This window comes from Micromonospora sp. R311 (assembly GCF_056780015.1).
Window position 1 is genome coordinate 70,502 of sequence record NZ_JBSWCE010000003.1, and the last position, 15,970, is coordinate 86,471.

Genomic DNA, 15,970 nt, shown 5'->3' on the forward strand with positions numbered 1-15,970 from the left:
CCCTGACCGGTTGGTGATCAGTTGCACCTTTCCAGCAGCTGCACCGCGCGCCACCGGGCCACCAGCTTGTCGTAGGCGGCGGACGCCTCCTCCGCCTCGCCCCGGGACAGCCCGGCCAGCCCCGCCGCGACCAGCTCGGGCGAGTCGTCCGCGGCCAGCGTCTCGTCGGAGAGCAACTCGACCAGGCCGCCGTAGTCCAGCTCGACCACCGAGCGCGGGTGGAACTCCTCCAGCCAGCGGGCGGCCTCCTCGACCGCCTCGGTGATCGGCGCCTCGCCGACCGACTTACGCAGCACGGACAGCGCCCGGGACGACCGGCGCCGGGCCTTGGAGATCTCCGTCCGGTAGCGCAGCGCCCGCCGCCCGGGCCGGGTGACCAGGTCCCGCTCCGCCGGCTCGAAGAGCACGAACCAGCGCAGCGGCACGCCCCAGGTGGCCACCTGCTCGTGCACCCGGGGCACGCCGTGCTCCAGCACCCGGGCGCCGCTGCGCCAGTCCTCCACCACCGCCTTGGCCTGGCCGGCGAGCACCGGCGGCACGAACGCGTCGGCGAGCACCGGGGGCACCCCGTCGCGCGCGCTCAGCGCCGCCTCGGCCACCCGGATGCGCAGGTTCCACGGGCAGACCAGCAGGGTGTCGTCCGTCTCCAGGACGTACGCCTCGTCCGGCGGATCGGGCAGCCGGGTCCAGCCGGCGCCGAGGGCCTCGATCACCGACGTCCGTTGCCGGCCCGGCCCCTCCACCGGGGCCACCGCCCGCCCCTGTTCGACGTAGCGCCGCCAGTACGACTGGCGGTCCCGGTCGAAGGCGGTCAGCGGCTCGTACACGCGCAGGTATGAAGCGAAGAGCGACGGCACGGCGCGATCCTCCCACGAATCGGGACCCGAGCGCCGTCGCGCGCCCCCACGTGCCGCGGGCGACCGGACGGCGTCGGCCGATACTAGGCTCAGCGGCACCGGCAGCATCCCGCCGGCGTCCCACCAGGTCCGCGCCCCACAAGGGCGCCCACCGACACCAGGAGCAAGCCATGGGCGTTTTCGCCAGCACCGACGACCCGGGATCGACCGGTCACGAACAGGTCGTGTTCTGCCAGGACAAGCAGACCGGCCTCAAGGCGATCATCGGCATCTACTCCACCGCGCTCGGGCCCGCGCTCGGCGGCACCCGGTTCTACCCGTACGACAGCGAGGAGGCGGCCCTCGCCGACGTGCTCGACCTGTCCCGCGGCATGGCGTACAAGAACGCCCTCGCCGGGCTGGACCTGGGCGGCGGCAAGGCGGTCATCTGGGGTGACCCCGAGCAGATCAAGTCCGAGGCGCTGCTGCGCGCCTACGGCCGCTTCGTGGAGTCGCTGGCCGGGCGCTACTACACCGCCTGCGACGTCGGCACCTACGTCGCCGACATGGACGTGATCGCCCGCGAGACCAGCTACGTCACCGGCCGCAGCGTCGAGCACGGCGGCGCCGGCGACTCCTCGATCCTCACCGCCTGGGGCGTCTTCCAGGGCATGCGGGCCGCCGCCGAGCACGTCTGGGGCGTCCCGACGCTGCACGGCCGCCGGGTCGGCGTGGCCGGCCTGGGCAAGGTGGGCAAGTACCTGGTCGGCCACCTGCTCGACGACGGCGCCGAGGTGGTGGCGACGGACGTCAACCCGAAGGCGCTGGAGTGGGCGCGCACCACCCACCCGCAGGTCACCCTCGTCGACGACGCCGCCATGCTGGTCGCCGCCGACATCGACGTGTACGCCCCGTGCGCGCTGGGCGGCGCGCTCAACGACGACACGGTGCCGGTGCTGCGCGCGAAGGTGGTCGCCGGCGCGGCGAACAACCAGCTCGCCCACCCGGGCATCGAGAAGCTCCTGGCCGACCGGGGCGTCCTCTACGCCCCCGACTACGTGGTGAACGCCGGCGGTGTGATCCAGGTCGCCGACGAGATCGAGGGCTTCAACTTCGAGCGGGCCAAGCTGCGCGCCACCCGGATCTACGACACCACCCGGGAGATCCTCCAGCTCGCCGACGCCGAGGGCGTCCCGCCGGCGGTCGCCGCCGACCGGCTGGCCGAGCGGCGGATGGCCGACGTCGGCCGGCTGCGCACGATCCACCTGCGCTGACCTGTCGCTCCGGGGGCGGGCCACGCCGGTTCCGCCCCCGGGCCCGGGCACCCCGTTAAGCTGAGAATCGGGTCGGTTCGTGGGATTCGTCCGGTGTCATGGGTGCTCGCCGCACCGCTCCTTACCGGGTACACTGTGTGACGACCGGACAACCGCGACGCGCAGGGCCGGTCGACGGTAACCCGAGGTGCCGAACGGCGGCATCCCCATGTACCGTAAGAGCCACGAGAGATGCCTGACGTCATCGGGGCCCGCCTTCGGGCTGCCCCGCATTCTGTGCGAGGGGGTCGAGCCATGGGGCGCGGCCGTGCTAAGGCCAAGCAGACGAAGGTGGCCCGGGAGTTGAAGTACCACTCCCCGAACACCGACCTCACCGCCTTGCAGCGCGAGTTGGCGGGTGCTGGTAAGTCTGAGCACAACTTCGACGACGACTACAAAGAGTATGTCGACGACGACGACGAGGATCACGCGGACGAGGACCCGGACACCTGGGTCCGTCCGACCCGCTGACCTCTCCGGTCGCAGCTGAGCACGCGGTAACCTCCCGCGTGCTCACGCATGTGCCCATCGAAGCGGCGCCACGACCGATGATCAGGGACCTGACCGCGCCGGAGGCGACTCCGGTCGATCGGCAGGTCCCTGATCCCGGTCCGCCTCAGCGGGGCCGGTTGTTCCAGTTGTAGAACGTCGGGATGTTCTCGAAGTGGTTCCAGGCGCAGACCGCGCTGGCACCGTCGCCGCCCGCCACCTCCGCCCGCAGCCGTCGCGCGACCTCGGCCTCGTGGAGCAGCGTGGTGAGTCCCGGGGCGGCATCCCGCACCCGCTCGGCGACCCCGTCCGGGGCGGCGCCCGCCACGCGCTCAGGCTGCCGGTGACTGGTGGTCTCGGGCATGCTCCAACACTCCCTCCAGTAGGCGGATCTTGCTGTTGCGGCAGTGCTCGGTCTCCGTACCGTCAAAACGCCCCAGCTCGAAGTAACGGTTGGCCGCGTGGCCTCCGCCACAGAAGCCGAAGTAGGGGCAGGACGAGCGGCACGCCTCGACGCCGGCCAAAAACTCGCCCACCCAGGGCGTACCCGCCGCCCCGGCGAGGATCTCGGTCAGCGGGGTGGCCAGCACGTTGCCGCTGCTGAAGTCGCCGTACCGGGAGTCGGTGAAGCCGGCCAGCTCCGGGGAGAGCACGGTCACCGAGCCGTCGTGGCCGACGGTGGGGATCGGGTCCAGCCGGCGCGGCAGCAGGTCGTCCGCCGTGCCGTCCAGCACCGCCGCGGCGTACCGCAGCGACCACTCGACCTCCCGCAGGTGGATTCGCGGGTCCCGGCGCCAGGCCGCCACCAGCTCCGCCCAGAAGGCCGTCACCACACCGGGGTCGTGGGAGTTGTCGCGGGTGTTGACCCCCTCGGTCTCCTCGATGTTGATGCCGAGCACGTCGCAGCCGAGCCCGAGGAAGTAGTCGTACAGCTCGGTGGCCAGGCCCGGCTCCGGGCGGCTCACCACCGCCAGCGCCGAGAACGGCAGGCCGTTGCGGCGCAGCGCGGCCACCCCGCGCAGGATCCGGTCGTACGCGGACCGGCCCGCCCGGGTCACCCGGTCGCCGTTGCGCTCCCGCGGCCCGTCCACGCTCACGCTCACCCGCACCCGGTGCTCGGCGAAGAACGCGCACCAGGCGTCGTCGATCAGCGTGGCGTTGGTCTGGACGTGGTGCTCCACCTCCGGCCCGAACGGGGCCAGCAGCGCCGCCAGATGCTCCCGGCCGGCGGCCAGCGGCTCACCGCCGTGCCACACCACCGAGAACCGGCCGGCCGCCGCCCAGGGGTTGACCGACGCGGCCACCGCCTCGGCCACCGGCACCGGCATCCGCCGGTCCGCCGCCCGCAACGGCAGGTAGCAGTACGCGCAATCCAGGTTGCAGAGGGTGGTGGGCTGCATCACGACGTACGACGGAACGGCGGCCAGGCCGCGCATTCCGCTGAACGACTGTCCCCGAGCAGCCATTGCCCTCCTCCGCTGTGCCTGAGGGTGCCCTTCAGGCTAGGCGGCGATGGCCACTCGGGTGAAGCCCTGATCAGGTGCCCGTACGATCACCAGAGCGTGATCATCCGCGGGTGTGCTGGCCGATCATCTGCACGTTGCCGGAGCCCTCGATGATCTCGCCGGCCTGCCACGCGTCGACGCCCCGGCCGGTCAGCGTGGCCAGCGCGCGGTCGGCGTCCTCCGCCGACACGATCGCGAACATGCCGACGCCCATGTTGAAGGTCGCCTCCATCTCCGGGTCCTCGATCCGTCCCTTGGACTGGATCAGGTCGAAGATCGGCTGCGGCTTCCAGGTGGAGCGGTTGACCACCGCGTCGACGTGCTCGGGCAGGACCCGCACCAGGTTGCCCGGGATGCCGCCGCCGGTCACGTGGGCCAGCGCCCGCACCTCGGCCTCGGCGATCAGCTTGAGGCAGTCCTGCGCGTAGATCTTGGTCGGGGTGAGCAGCTCCTCGCCGAGCGTCCGCTGCCGGCCGAAGTCCTCGATCACCACGTCCAGCCGCATCCGGCCGGCGCCGAGCAGCACGTGGCGCACCAGCGAGTAGCCGTTGGAGTGCAGGCCGGAGGAGCGCATCGCGATCACCACGTCGCCCACCTCGACCCGCTCCGGGCTGAGGATCTCGCTCTCCTCCACCACTCCGACGCCGGTGGCGGAGATGTCGTACTCGTCGGGGCGGAGCACGCCCGGGTGCTCGGCGGTCTCCCCGCCCAGCAGCGCGCAGCCGGCGTACCGGCAGCCGTCGGCGATGCCCGCGCCGATCTCGGCGACCTTGTCCGGCACGACCTCGCCGGTGGCGATGTAGTCCAGCAGGAAGAGCGGCTCCGCGCCGCAGGCCACCAGGTCGTCCACGACCATCGCGACCAGGTCGATGCCGACCGTGTCGTGGATGTCCATCTGCTGGGCGATCACCAGCTTGGTGCCCACGCCGTCGGTCGAGGAGGCCAGGATGGGGTTCTTGTACTTGGTGGTGTCGAGCCGGAACAGGCCGGCGAAGCCGCCCAGGTCGCCCAGCACCTCCGGACGCCGGGTCTGCCGCACCTTGGACTTGAGCAGCTCGACCGCGCGGTCGCCCGCGTCGATCGAGACGCCGGCGTCCGCGTACGAGACCGAGCGTTTGCGCGCCTGGCGGCCGGTGCCGGCCGTCCACGGCTGGCGCTCGCCGCCGGCGCCGGTCGGGCTGCTTCCTGCGCCGCTGCGCTCGGACACGTGCGTCACGGTTCTCCCCTTTGTGGTTCTCGGCGCCGTCGGCGGTGGCCGGTGGTGCCGGGCGGTGCTACGGGCGGTGTGCGGTCGCGCCGCCCGGAGTGGCGACGAGTGTCGGGGCGGTGCGCTCCAGGGCGTCCGGGGTCGCGTTCGCGACCCGACGGCCCACCCCTTCGAGCACGTGCTTGCCGATCAGGTTGCCGGCCGGCAGCTCGATCGGGTATTCCCCGTCGAAGCAGGCGCGGCACAGCCGGGTCTTCGGCTGTTCGGTGGCGGCGATCAGGCCGGAGAGGGACACGTAGCCGAGCGTGTCGGCGCCGATCGAACGCCGGACGCCCTCGGTGTCCAGGCCGTTGGCCAGCAGCTCGGCGCGGGTGGCGAAGTCGATGCCGTAGAAGCACGGCCACTTGACCGGCGGCGAGGAGATGCGGACGTGCACCTCCAGCGCGCCGGCCTCGCGCAGCATCCGGACGATCGCCCGCTGGGTGTTGCCACGCACGATCGAGTCGTCGACCACGACCAGCCGCTTGCCCCGTACGTTCTCCCGCAGCGGGTTGAGCTTGAGCCGGATGCCGAGCTGGCGCAGGGTCTGCGACGGCTGGATGAAGGTCCGCCCGACGTACGGGTTCTTCATCAGGCCGGCGCCGTAGGTGATGCCGGACTCCTCGGCGTAGCCGATCGCGGCCGGGGTGCCCGACTCGGGCACCGGAATGACCAGGTCGGCCTCGACCGGGTGCTCCCTGGCCAGCTGGCGGCCGATCTGCACCCGGGCGGCGTGCACGTTCCGGCCGGCGATGGTGGCGTCCGGGCGGGCGATGTAGACGTACTCGAAGAGGCAGCCCTTGGGCTCCGGGACGGCGAACCGGGTGGAACGCAGCCCGTCCTCGTCGATGGCGATCAGCTCGCCGGGCTCCACCTCGCGGACCACGCTGGCGCCGACGATGTCCAGCGCCGCGGTCTCGCTGGCCACCACCCAGCCGCGCTCCAGCCGGCCGAGCACCAGCGGGCGGACGCCGTGCGCGTCGCGGGCCGCGTAGAGCGTCGACTCGTCCATGAAGACGAAGCTGAACGCGCCGCGCAGCTGCGGCAGCACCTCCAGCGCGGCCGCCTCGACGGAGAGGTCGGGGCGGCTGGCCAGCAGCATGGTCACCAGCGAGGTGTCGTTGGTCGAGCCGTCGGCGACCAGCCCCCGCTCGGCGACCTCACGCTGCAGCTCGGCGGTGTTGACCAGGTTGCCGTTGTGGGCCAGCGCGATCGTCGTGCCGGAACTGGTCGACCGGATGGTCGGCTGGGCGTTCTCCCAGGTCGAGCCGCCGGTGGTGGAGTAGCGCGCGTGGCCGATCGCGAGGTGCCCGCGCAGGCTGGCCAGGGTCGGCTCGTCGAAGACCTGGGCGACCAGGCCGAGATCCTTGTAGACCACCACGCCGGAGCCGTCGCTCACCGCGATGCCGGCCGCCTCCTGACCGCGGTGCTGCAGCGCGTACAGCCCGAAGTAGGTCAGGTTGGCGACCTCCTCCCCGGGCGCCCAGACGCCGAAGACACCGCATGCGTCCTGCGGGCCGGGTCGTTGGGGGTCAAGGTCGTGGCTCAGCCGGCCGTCGCCTCGGGGCACCTGCCGCTCCCTCATGCTGATCTGGACTGGCCTGGCGGGATCACGGGGGCGACCCACACGTCTCGGCCGGGACCTCTGTCGTCGCCTGACAGTGTACGCGAATCAGCGTCGATACAGAAAGTCACGAAACGGCTCCGGTCCGTTACCAAGATCGGCCTCCGCGCCACCTAGAGCGGCAGGTGACCGGAGAGATCCGCCCGGATCCCACTCACCGATACGCGACCCTCCGTGACCGCCCGTTCCCAGTCGAGCCGCCCCGTCGCCAGTTCCAGCCAGGTCCGCGGATCCGTCTCCACCACGTTCGGCGGGGTGCCGCGGGTGTGTCGGGGACCGGGAATGCACTGAACTGCACCGTAAGGTGGGACACGCACCTCCACCGATCGGCCGGGGGCGCGGTCCGCGAGGGCGGTCAACAGGGCACGGACCGCCTCTCGGAGCACCGACCTTTCGGGGGTACGGCCCTCGTCGAGCGCCGACAACGCCGCCGCGACCGCGGCGGACTTAATGTGCGGAGAGGACACCACGGGACGATACGACTCGCCCGCAACCGGTCCGACGCTGGCCCTGGGTCGCGCCGATCCGGTCAGACAAGGCATAGTGGCCGACGGCGTATTCGTACCGTGATGATCCCCGGCCCGGCGCCCGCCGGTCCAGGGAAGTCAGCCCGGAAGGCGGTGGACGTGTCAACACACCGACGTGCCTGGAAGCAGCGGGCCGGTGTGGTCGTGGCGCTGGTTGTCGGCGCCCTGCTCGCCGTCCCCGCCACACCAGCCCAGGCGGCACCGAACGTCACAAACGTCTCGGCCTCGCCCGGCAGCGTGGAAGCCGGTAAGACCACGAAGATCAGCTACACGCTCACCTTCGAGGACGGCGCGGAGCCGGCGGACGTCACGGTCACTTCGAGCAACTCGAAGCTGACCTGCGTCGACGGATGCGCCCGCGGGCGGGTCGACTCGAGTGGCACCTTCGACGCCACCTTCCGGCTCGCCGACGACGCGGCCAACGGCACCGCCCGGATCACGGTCAAGGCCACGGACTCCAACGGCCCCCTGAAGCAGTCGCAGGAGGGGTCGACCACCGTCACCCTCGTCGGGAAGCCGGCCGCACCGCAGACCGTCCTGTCGGTCTCCGGCAAGGTGGTCAAGCAGGCCGACGGCAGCCCCGTGCCGAACGCCCTGGTGATGCTCCAGGACGGCAACGGCAAGCGGACCGAGACGATCAGCAACGACAGCGGCAACTTCCGCTTCACCGGCACCTCCGAGAAGCCGATCGCCCCGGGCCGGCTCGCCCTCGGCGCCAGCTTCGACGACGTGGTCACCACCAAGCCCTTCACCGCCAGCGCCGGCCAGAGCGTCACCGGCCAGCGGCTGACCCTGGCGATCAAGGTCGAGGTGACCCCGAGCGCCACCCCGTCGGCGACCGAGGAGCCGCTGCCGACCGAGGAGGCCACCGACGAGACGACCGAGGAGACCCCGGAAGCCACGGTCGGCGCGGCGAACAACGCCAGCAACTCCGACGGCGGCGGCATGGGGTCGTACGTGATCATCCTGCTCGGCGGCCTGCTGGTCGCGGCGGGCGTCGGCACGATCGTGCTGCTGTTGATGAAGCGCCGGGAGAACGCCGACGACCCCGACGCGGCCGACCCGGCGGGTGCCGCCGCGGCGGCCGGCGCCGTCCCGGCGGCCCGGGGCGCGTACCGGGGCGCGGACGACCAGACCCGGGTGGTGAACGGGGTCGGCGCCGGGCCGGACCGGACCATGGTGGCCGGCGGTTCGCTCGCCGACGCGCCGACGATGATGCACCGCCCGGTGGTCGACGACGTGCCGCCGGACCCGTACGGCGCGCCGCCACAGCCGTACGGCGCCGGGGGCCCGCAGTCGGGCTGGGCGGGCAACGGCTACGGCGACGAGCCGGCCGGCCCGGGTGGCTACGGTGGCGGTTACGGCAACGCGCCGTCCTCCGGTGGCGGCTACGGCAACGCGCCGTCCTCGGGCGGCGGCTACGGCAGCCGGGACTACGGCGCTCCGGCCGGTGGCGCGGCGGGCTACCCGCCGCCGGCGCCGGGCGGTGCGGGCTACGGCGAGCGGTACGACGAGCCGACCGGCCGGTACACCGGCGAGGCCACCCAGTACCCCGCCCCGGCCGACCCGTACGCGACCGGCGCCTACCAGCCCGACAAGGGCGGCTACGGCCAGCCGGACCCGGCGCCCTACGGCCGGGGCGCGGAGCCGACCGGCGGCTACGACCAGGGTGGCTACGGCCAGCCCGACGCGGCGCCCTACGGCCGGGGCGCGGAGCCGACCGGCGGCTACGACCAGGGTGGCTACGGCCAGCCGGACCCGGCGCCCTACGGCCGGGGCGCGGAGCCGACCGGCGGCTACGACCAGGGCGGCTACGGCCAGCCCGACGCGGCGCCCTACGGCCGGGGCGCGGAGCCGACCGGCGGCTACGACCAGGGCGGCGGCTACGGCCAGCAGGGCGGCTACGGCCAGGAGCCGCCGGCCCAGCGCGGCGGCTACGACCAGGGCGGCGGCTACGAGCAGGGCGGTTACTACGGCGACCAGCCGCACGGCGGGCGTGGCCGGCCGGACGGGCCGCCGCCGCAGGACCGGGGTGGCCGCCGGCTGGACTGGCTGGACGACTGAGCACCGGGGCCGTTGCGGCCCGCACGACCACGACGAAGGGCCGCCCGGCTGACCGGGCGGCCCTTCGCGTGTCAACTCGTCGGCGAAGCTCCACCGTAGCCGGTCAGGCGGCGGAGAAGACGCCCTGACGGAGCACCGGGACCACGTCCGAGACCCCGACCCGCACCGCGATCTCGACATCCTCGGCGAAGCCGCGCTCGATCAGCTCCCGGCCGGAGACGCAGCCCCGCACGGCGGCCGGTACGTCCGGGGTGCTGGCCAGCGCGGCGAGCGCCATGGCCGCCTCCACGGAGAGCCCGCCCGGCACGTTCGACGCGGCGTCGAGCACGCAGGCCGCCCCGAGCTGGTCCTCCACGGACGGGCGCAACGACCCGTCCGGCCAGCGTTCGCCGGCCGCGATCACGCCCACCGGCGCGTCCGTCGAGCCGTACCCCTGTCGCTGGAGCCAGCGCCCGACGGCGCGCGCGTTGCGCAGGCAGGCGGCGACGACCGGCAGCCCGGTGGCGCTGGCCGCGGCGCTGATCGCCGAACCGTTCGGCGAGGGCAGCACCAGGTCGGCGACGGCCGGCGCGGTGCTCAGGGCGGCCGGCGAGAGCGACCACGGGTGTTCCGGGGTCACCTGCCGGCGGCCCACCGCCGCGACGGCGCCGACCCGGCGCGCGTAGTCGGCCGCCTGCTCGCCCCAGGGGAAGGGGTGCACCCGCATGCCGCGGCCGACCGCCACCTCCACAGCGGTGGTGAACGAGAGCACGTCCACCACCACCAGCACCGCGCAGACGCGGCCGAGCTCGGCCGCCCCGGCCAACCCCCAGTCGAACCGGGCGCCGGATCCGGGTTGCGTGCAGACCGTCGCGGCCAACGCCTCAGCGCTGGTCGGACGCGGCGGGCGGCTCGGTGTCACCGGAGTCGGACCCGGACGCCTCGGCCGGCCCGTCGGCGTCGTCGTCGGCCGGCGCGACGGGCTCCGCCGCACCGGTCGGCGGGACCGGCGCCGCCGACGCGATCGGCTCGGCCTCGACGGTCGCCGGATCCACCGGCGCCACCTCGACGGCCGGCTCCGTGGCCGGCAGCGGCACCGCCTCGACGGCGCCCGCCACGCCGGCCGCCGGCGCCGGCACGTCCACGACCTCGGCGCCCCCGAAGAGCCGCGGCAGGGTGGCCGTGTGCGCGGCGCGCAGCTCGTCCAGGCCGATCCGGAACTGCCCGTGCACCTCCAGCGCGCCGCCGGCCGGGTCGGTGACCCCGATCAGCTCGAACGGCACGCCGCGCTCGGCGCAGAGGGCGGTGAACGCCTTCTGGTGACCGCGCGGCACCGAGACCAGCACCCGCCCGGCGGACTCGCTGAACAGGTAGACGAACGGCATCGAGCCGCCGGCGAAGCGCTCGGGCACCGCGATCCGGGCACCGACCCCGCGGCGCAGGCAGGACTCGACCAGGCCCTGCGCGAGACCGCCGTCGGAGAGGTCGTGCGCGGAGCTGAGGTGCCCGACCCGGGCGGCCTCGGCGAGCAGTTCGGCCAGCGACCGCTCGTGGGCCAGGTCGACCTGCGGCGGTACGCCGCCGAGGTGCTCGTGGTTCACCCAGGCCCACTCCGAGCCGGAGAGCTCCACGTGCGTCTCGCCGAGCAGGAAGAGCTGGTCGTGGTCGCCGCCCGGCCGGGGCACGAAGCCCATCGGCACCCGGTTGGCCACGTCGTCGAGGACGCCCAGCACGCCGACCACCGGGGTCGGGTGGATGGCCGCCGCGCCCGTCTGGTTGTAGAAGCTGACGTTGCCGCCGGTCACCGGGATGCCCAGCTCGGCGCAGCCGTCGGCCAGGCCGCGGACGGCCTCGGCGAACTGCCACATCACGCCCGGGTCCTCGGGCGAGCCGAAGTTCAGGCAGTTGGTGACCGCGATCGGCTTCGCGCCGGTGACCGCCACGTTCCGGTACGCCTCGGCGAGCGCCAGCTTGGTGCCGTGGTACGGGTCGAGCCGGGCGTACCGGCCGTTGCCGTCCACCGACAGCGCCACGCCTAGCCCGGTCCGCTCGTCGATCCGGATCACGCCGGAGTCCTCCGGCTGGGCCAGCACGGTGTTGCCCAGCACGTACCGGTCGTACTGCTCGGTGACCCAGGTCTTGTCGGCCAGGTTCGGCGACGCGATCATGCGCAGCACGGTCTCGCGCAGCGCCTCCGGGTCGGCCGGCCGGGGCAGCGTCTCGGCCCGGTCGGCCTGGAGCAGGATCAGGTCGGCCGGCTCGCGCATCGGGCGGGCGTAGACCGGACCGTCGTCGACCAGCGAGCCCGGCGGTACGTCGACCACCAGGTGGTCCCGCCAGGTGATCACCAGACGGCCGGGCTGCCCGTCCGGCGCCGGCGGGGTGACCTCGCCGATGGCGGTCGCCCAGACGCCCCACTTCTCGGCGGTCTTGAGCACCGCGTCGAGCTTCTCCGGCTCGACCACCAGCAGCATCCGCTCCTGGGACTCGCTGGCCAGGATCTCGTGCGGCTCCATCGAGGGCTCGCGCAGCGGCACTCGCTCGAGCCAGACCCGCATGCCGGTGCCGGCCGCGGCGGCGGTCTCGGTGAGCGCGCAGGTCAGGCCGGCGCCGCCCAGGTCCTGGATGCCGACGACCAACTCGGCGTCGTACAGCTCGAGGCACGCCTCGATGAGCAGCTTCTCCATGAAGGGATCGCCGACCTGGACGGACGGGCGCCGCTCCTCGCTGCCCTCGTCGAAGGTGGCGCTGGCCAGCACCGAGACACCGCCGATGCCGTCCCGGCCGGTCTTGGCGCCCATCAGCACCACGATGTTGCCCGGCCCGGCGGCGGCCTTGTTCTGCAGCCGGTTCACCGGAAGCACACCGAGGCAGAGCGCGTTGACCAGCGGGTTGCCCTGGTAGCACGGGTCGAAGACGACCTCGCCGCCGATGTTCGGCAGGCCCAGGCAGTTGCCGTAGCCGCCGACGCCGGCGACCACACCGGGCAGCACCCGGGCGGTGTCCGGGTGGTCGGCGGCGCCGAAGCGCAGCGGGTCCATCACCGCGACCGGGCGGGCGCCCATGGCGAGGATGTCCCGGACGATGCCGCCGACGCCGGTGGCCGCGCCCTGGTAGGGCTCGACGAAGCTCGGGTGGTTGTGCGACTCGACCTTGAAGGTCACCGCCAGCTCGTCGGAGACCTGCACCACGCCGGCGTTCTCGCCGATGCCGGCGAGCAGCCGGTCGCTGGGCGGCGCCTTCTCACCGAACTGGCGCAGGTGCACCTTGCTGGACTTGTAGGAGCAGTGCTCGCTCCACATGATCGAGTACATGGCCAGCTCGGCCTGGGTGGGCCGGCGGTCGAGGATGTGCCGGATCCGGTCGTACTCGTCGTCGCGGAGCCCGAGTTCGGCGTACGGCTGGAGCTCGCCCGGGGTGCCACCGGCGCGCGGCACGGTGTCCACGCCGTCGGCCCAGGCGGCGGGCTCCGGCTCGGCGTGCCCGGCGGGCGCCGAGTCGGCGTGCCCGGCCGGCCCGGCCTGCGGCACGACGGGGGCCGGCCGCGGCTCCACCGGCTGCGCCGGGGCGGCCTCCGGGATCTCCCGTACCGGGTCCGGATGGGTGGTCATGACCTCTCCTCGCTGCGCTCGTGGCCGCCCTGCGGGCGGGTGAGCCGACCGATGATCCCGCCGCGACCGGTCACCGCCCCGCTCTTCGTTCGCGACTGCGGGGCTCGCAAACCCGGCTCACTCCTCGCGCTCACGCCGGCGCCCCCACCAGGTGCTTGAGCACCGAGGTGAAGAAGCCGAGACCGTCCAGGGAGGGGCCGGTCAGCTCCTCCACCGCGTGCTCGGGATGCGGCATGATGCCGACGACGTTGCCGGCGGCGTTGCTGATCGCGGCGATGTCGCGCTGCGAACCGTTCGGGTTGCCGCCGATGTAGCGGGCGACCACCCGGCCCTCGGCCTCGAGCTGGTCCAGCGTCGCGGGGTCGGCGACGTAGCAACCCTCGCCGTTCTTGACCGGGATCAGCACCTCCTGGCCGGGCTGGAACGCGTTGGTCCAGGCCGTGCCGGCCGACTCGATCCGCAGGAACTGGTCGCGGTTGCGGAAGTGCAGGTGCTGGTTGCGGGTGAGCGCGCCGGGCAGCAGGTGGGCCTCGCAGAGGATCTGGAAGCCGTTGCAGATGCCGAGCACCGGCAGGCCGCCCCGGGCCGCGTCCACGATCGTCTCCATCACCGGGGCGAACCGGGCGATGGCGCCGCAGCGCAGGTAGTCACCGTAGGAGAAGCCGCCGGGCAGGACGACCCCGTCCACCCCGTGCAGCGCCGGGTCGCCGTGCCAGAGACGGACCGGCTCGGCGCCGGCGATCCGGACGGCCCGGGCCGCGTCCCCGTCGTCGAGCGAGCCGGGGAACGTCACCACACCGACCCGCGCGGTCACGAGCGGGCGTCCGCGGTCTCGTCGGCCTCGACCAGGCGGACCGTGAAGTCCTCGATGACCGGGTTGGCGAGCAGCTTGTCGGCGATCTCCCGGGCCCGGTCCAGGTCCGGTTCACCGGCGAACTCGATCTCGATCCGCCTGCCGATCCGGACCGAGGCGACGTCGCTGACGCCGAGCCGGGGCAGCGCGTTTGCGACGGCCTGGCCCTGCGGATCGAGGATCTCGGGCTTGAGCATGACGTCGACGACGACGCGAGGCACTGGGCACTCCTGACTGTGTACGCAGTTGGGTGCCGACCCACAACGGGCGAGCGCAGCCAGCCTACCTGGCAGATCCCGCCCCGGCCGCACCGGCCGGACGCGGTTCAGGCAGTGATCGACATTATCGGCGTGGGGTCCGGTGGACCGATGCCGAGTCGTTGTGATCCCGATGCGTGTTCGTTGCCGGGTGGGCCGTTTCGCCCGGTTCGGCCGGCCGGACGCGCGGGCACCCGGCGGACCACCGCACCACGACCCATGTCATCGATTAATTTCGATGAAACTCTTGTGAACGACATCTCAGCGCCCTACCGTACATCGTCGGACGTCGATGATAGTCCCCGGGCGGCGGGCCACCCCCGCCCGCCGACCGGCAGGCCGGACCCGGCGAACCCGGGTCCAACCCCCCGAAGGAGCCCCCATGCGCATCCGATCCCTGGTCGCGGTCGTCGCCACCGCCGCGGCCACCCTGCTCGGCGCCAGCTCCGGCGCCGTCGCCGCCCCGGCCGGCCCGGATCCCATCATCGGCGGCAGCACCGTCTCGTCGGCCCCGTGGGCCGCCGCGGTCTTCAGCAACGGCTCGTTCACCTGCTCGGGCACGATCATCGCGCCGCAGTGGGTACTCACCGCCCGGCACTGCCTCGGCGGCTCGATGTCGGTCCGGGTGGGCAGCGTCTACCGCTCCTCCGGCGGCGTCACCCGCACCGTCAGCGCCACCTACAGCCGCTACGACCTGGCGCTGATGCGGCTGTCCAGCTCGGTGAGCACCTCGTACGTCACGCTGGCCAGCAGCAACCCGCCGATCGGCTCGACCAACTCGATCTACGGCTGGGGCATGACCTGCTACAGCGGCTGCTCGGCGTCCACGCAGCTCAAGACCGCCTCGGTCCAGGTGACCAGCAACAGCGCCACCGACGCCTACGGCGGGCAGGCGATCCGGAGCACCCGGATCAACGGCAACGCCTGGCGGGGCGACTCGGGCGGGCCGCAGTTCTACAACGGCCGGCAGGTCGGCGTCGCCTCCACCGCCGACGGCCAGAGCATCCAGAACTACGGCAGTGTGGCGTACAACCGGGCCTGGATCACCTCGGTGGCCGGTGTCTGACGGTTAGCGCCCCGGGCGGCGCGGATGGTCGGCGGCGCGCCGGCCGTCCGCGCCGCGCCGTTTTGCAGCATCCGATCAGGTGAACAACCCTCACGATGGGGTGCCGGGTCGCCTGACAGCATCGGAAACGTGCTGGTCGTGACGACGGAGCAACTACCCGGGTACGAGATCCGCCAGATTCTCGGCGAAGTGGTGTCATCGATGGCCAGGACGCGGAACCCGTACCGCGAGGGGGTCAAGAACCTGCGCGGTGGCGCGTACGACCCGATGGCGCCGGACAACCTCACCCGGTGGCGGACCGACTCGGTGGCCCGGCTCGGCGAGGAGGCCCGCCGGCTGGGCGCGAACGCCGTGGTGGGGATGCGGTTCGACAGCCGCGACTGCGGCGAGATGTGGATGGAGATCTGCGCGTACGGCACGGCGGTGATCGTGGCGCCCAAGGTGCCCGACGTCATGCCGCCCGACCAGCCCCTGGTCGCCGCGGAGACCGCCCACGAGGGCGAGATCGCCGAGGCCCCCGGCGGCATCGCCGAGCCGGCCAGCGCCCCCAACCTCCGCACCGCCGCCGAAACCCCCACCCGCGACTCCTGACCCCTCCCG

General features: G+C 73.2%; 15 protein-coding genes. 5 read left to right on the forward strand and 10 right to left on the reverse strand.

The window, feature by feature from the left end; all coding sequences use genetic code 11:
- Positions 1–17: 17 nt before the first annotated feature.
- The gene (locus tag AC1WTP_RS03140; RefSeq protein WP_109900597.1) at positions 18–857 is read right to left on the reverse strand and encodes a DUF8083 family protein; all 840 of its coding nucleotides are present in this window, start codon (positions 855–857) and stop codon (positions 18–20) included.
- 170 nt (positions 858–1,027) lie between these two features.
- Between AC1WTP_RS03140 and AC1WTP_RS03145 the strand changes: the two genes are divergently transcribed.
- Positions 1,028–2,110, forward strand: coding sequence for a Glu/Leu/Phe/Val family dehydrogenase (locus tag AC1WTP_RS03145; protein WP_481647722.1), 1,083 nt, complete (start codon positions 1,028–1,030; stop codon positions 2,108–2,110).
- Between the two features lie 294 nt (positions 2,111–2,404).
- Entirely contained in the window at positions 2,405–2,620 is a 216-nt protein-coding gene (locus AC1WTP_RS03150; RefSeq protein WP_088996883.1) for a DUF3073 domain-containing protein, read from the forward strand.
- A 145-nt stretch (positions 2,621–2,765) separates the two neighbouring features.
- Here the strand turns inward: AC1WTP_RS03150 and amcA are convergent, their stop codons facing one another.
- The 5 genes from amcA to AC1WTP_RS03175 all read right to left on the reverse strand — a co-directional run bounded on the left by amcA (position 2,766) and on the right by AC1WTP_RS03175 (position 7,480).
- Positions 2,766–3,002 (reverse strand): multiple cyclophane-containing RiPP AmcA, encoded by a 237-nt coding sequence (gene amcA / locus AC1WTP_RS03155; RefSeq protein WP_481647723.1) that lies wholly within the window; start codon positions 3,000–3,002, stop codon positions 2,766–2,768.
- Positions 2,971–4,074 (reverse strand): cyclophane-forming radical SAM peptide maturase AmcB, encoded by a 1,104-nt coding sequence (amcB, locus tag AC1WTP_RS03160; RefSeq protein ID WP_481647886.1) that lies wholly within the window; start codon positions 4,072–4,074, stop codon positions 2,971–2,973. Before amcB ends, amcA begins: the two co-directional genes overlap by 32 nt.
- A gap of 130 nt (positions 4,075–4,204) precedes the next feature.
- On the reverse strand, positions 4,205–5,359 hold the full coding sequence (gene purM, locus AC1WTP_RS03165) for a phosphoribosylformylglycinamidine cyclo-ligase (protein WP_447134894.1): 1,155 nt from the start codon (positions 5,357–5,359) through the stop codon (positions 4,205–4,207).
- A gap of 58 nt (positions 5,360–5,417) precedes the next feature.
- Complete coding sequence (purF, locus tag AC1WTP_RS03170) at positions 5,418–6,959, reverse strand: amidophosphoribosyltransferase (protein WP_481647724.1); 1,542 nt, start codon at positions 6,957–6,959, stop codon at positions 5,418–5,420.
- A 167-nt stretch (positions 6,960–7,126) separates the two neighbouring features.
- Positions 7,127–7,480 (reverse strand): sterol carrier family protein, encoded by a 354-nt coding sequence (locus AC1WTP_RS03175; RefSeq protein ID WP_447134896.1) that lies wholly within the window; start codon positions 7,478–7,480, stop codon positions 7,127–7,129.
- A gap of 102 nt (positions 7,481–7,582) precedes the next feature.
- On the opposite strand from AC1WTP_RS03175, the gene AC1WTP_RS03180 reads away from it, so the two are divergent.
- Entirely contained in the window at positions 7,583–9,604 is a 2,022-nt protein-coding gene (locus tag AC1WTP_RS03180) for a carboxypeptidase-like regulatory domain-containing protein (RefSeq protein ID WP_481647725.1), read from the forward strand.
- Positions 9,605–9,707: 103 nt separating this feature from the next.
- On the opposite strand, the gene AC1WTP_RS03185 is transcribed toward AC1WTP_RS03180, so the two are convergent.
- From AC1WTP_RS03185 to purS, 4 genes are all read right to left on the reverse strand, one after another.
- The gene (locus AC1WTP_RS03185; protein ID WP_481647726.1) at positions 9,708–10,463 is read right to left on the reverse strand and encodes a 2-phosphosulfolactate phosphatase; all 756 of its coding nucleotides are present in this window, start codon (positions 10,461–10,463) and stop codon (positions 9,708–9,710) included.
- A gap of 4 nt (positions 10,464–10,467) precedes the next feature.
- Positions 10,468–13,194, reverse strand: coding sequence for a phosphoribosylformylglycinamidine synthase subunit PurL (gene purL / locus AC1WTP_RS03190; RefSeq protein WP_481647727.1), 2,727 nt, complete (start codon positions 13,192–13,194; stop codon positions 10,468–10,470).
- A 130-nt stretch (positions 13,195–13,324) separates the two neighbouring features.
- On the reverse strand, positions 13,325–14,008 hold the full coding sequence (gene purQ, locus AC1WTP_RS03195; RefSeq protein WP_481647728.1) for a phosphoribosylformylglycinamidine synthase subunit PurQ: 684 nt from the start codon (positions 14,006–14,008) through the stop codon (positions 13,325–13,327).
- A complete protein-coding gene (gene purS, locus AC1WTP_RS03200) occupies positions 14,005–14,268 on the reverse strand; it encodes a phosphoribosylformylglycinamidine synthase subunit PurS (protein ID WP_252417098.1) in 264 nt (87 codons plus the stop codon). Before purS ends, purQ begins: the two co-directional genes overlap by 4 nt.
- A 418-nt stretch (positions 14,269–14,686) precedes the next feature.
- Between purS and AC1WTP_RS03205 the strand changes: the two genes are divergently transcribed.
- Entirely contained in the window at positions 14,687–15,370 is a 684-nt protein-coding gene (locus AC1WTP_RS03205; protein WP_481647729.1) for a S1 family peptidase, read from the forward strand.
- A 24-nt stretch (positions 15,371–15,394) separates the two neighbouring features.
- Positions 15,395–15,961: a YbjQ family protein gene (locus tag AC1WTP_RS03210; protein WP_481647730.1), complete on the forward strand. Its 567-nt coding sequence runs from the start codon at positions 15,395–15,397 to the stop codon at positions 15,959–15,961.
- Positions 15,962–15,970: the final 9 nt, after the last annotated feature.

Excerpts from the sequence above, each read along its gene's own strand:
- AC1WTP_RS03180 (WP_481647725.1), top strand. The coding sequence starts at position 7,583 with ATGATCCCCGGCCCGGCGCCCGCCGGTCCAGGGAAGTCAGCCCGGAAG.
- amcA (WP_481647723.1), bottom strand. The coding sequence starts at position 3,002 with ATGCCCGAGACCACCAGTCACCGGCAGCCTGAGCGCGTGGCGGGCGCC.
- AC1WTP_RS03210 (WP_481647730.1), top strand. The coding sequence starts at position 15,395 with ATGGTCGGCGGCGCGCCGGCCGTCCGCGCCGCGCCGTTTTGCAGCATC.
- amcB (WP_481647886.1), bottom strand. The coding sequence starts at position 4,074 with ATGCGCGGCCTGGCCGCCGTTCCGTCGTACGTCGTGATGCAGCCCACC.
- AC1WTP_RS03145 (WP_481647722.1), top strand. The coding sequence starts at position 1,028 with ATGGGCGTTTTCGCCAGCACCGACGACCCGGGATCGACCGGTCACGAA.
- AC1WTP_RS03150 (WP_088996883.1), top strand. The coding sequence starts at position 2,405 with ATGGGGCGCGGCCGTGCTAAGGCCAAGCAGACGAAGGTGGCCCGGGAG.
- AC1WTP_RS03205 (WP_481647729.1), top strand. The coding sequence starts at position 14,687 with ATGCGCATCCGATCCCTGGTCGCGGTCGTCGCCACCGCCGCGGCCACC.
- purL (WP_481647727.1), bottom strand. The coding sequence starts at position 13,194 with ATGACCACCCATCCGGACCCGGTACGGGAGATCCCGGAGGCCGCCCCG.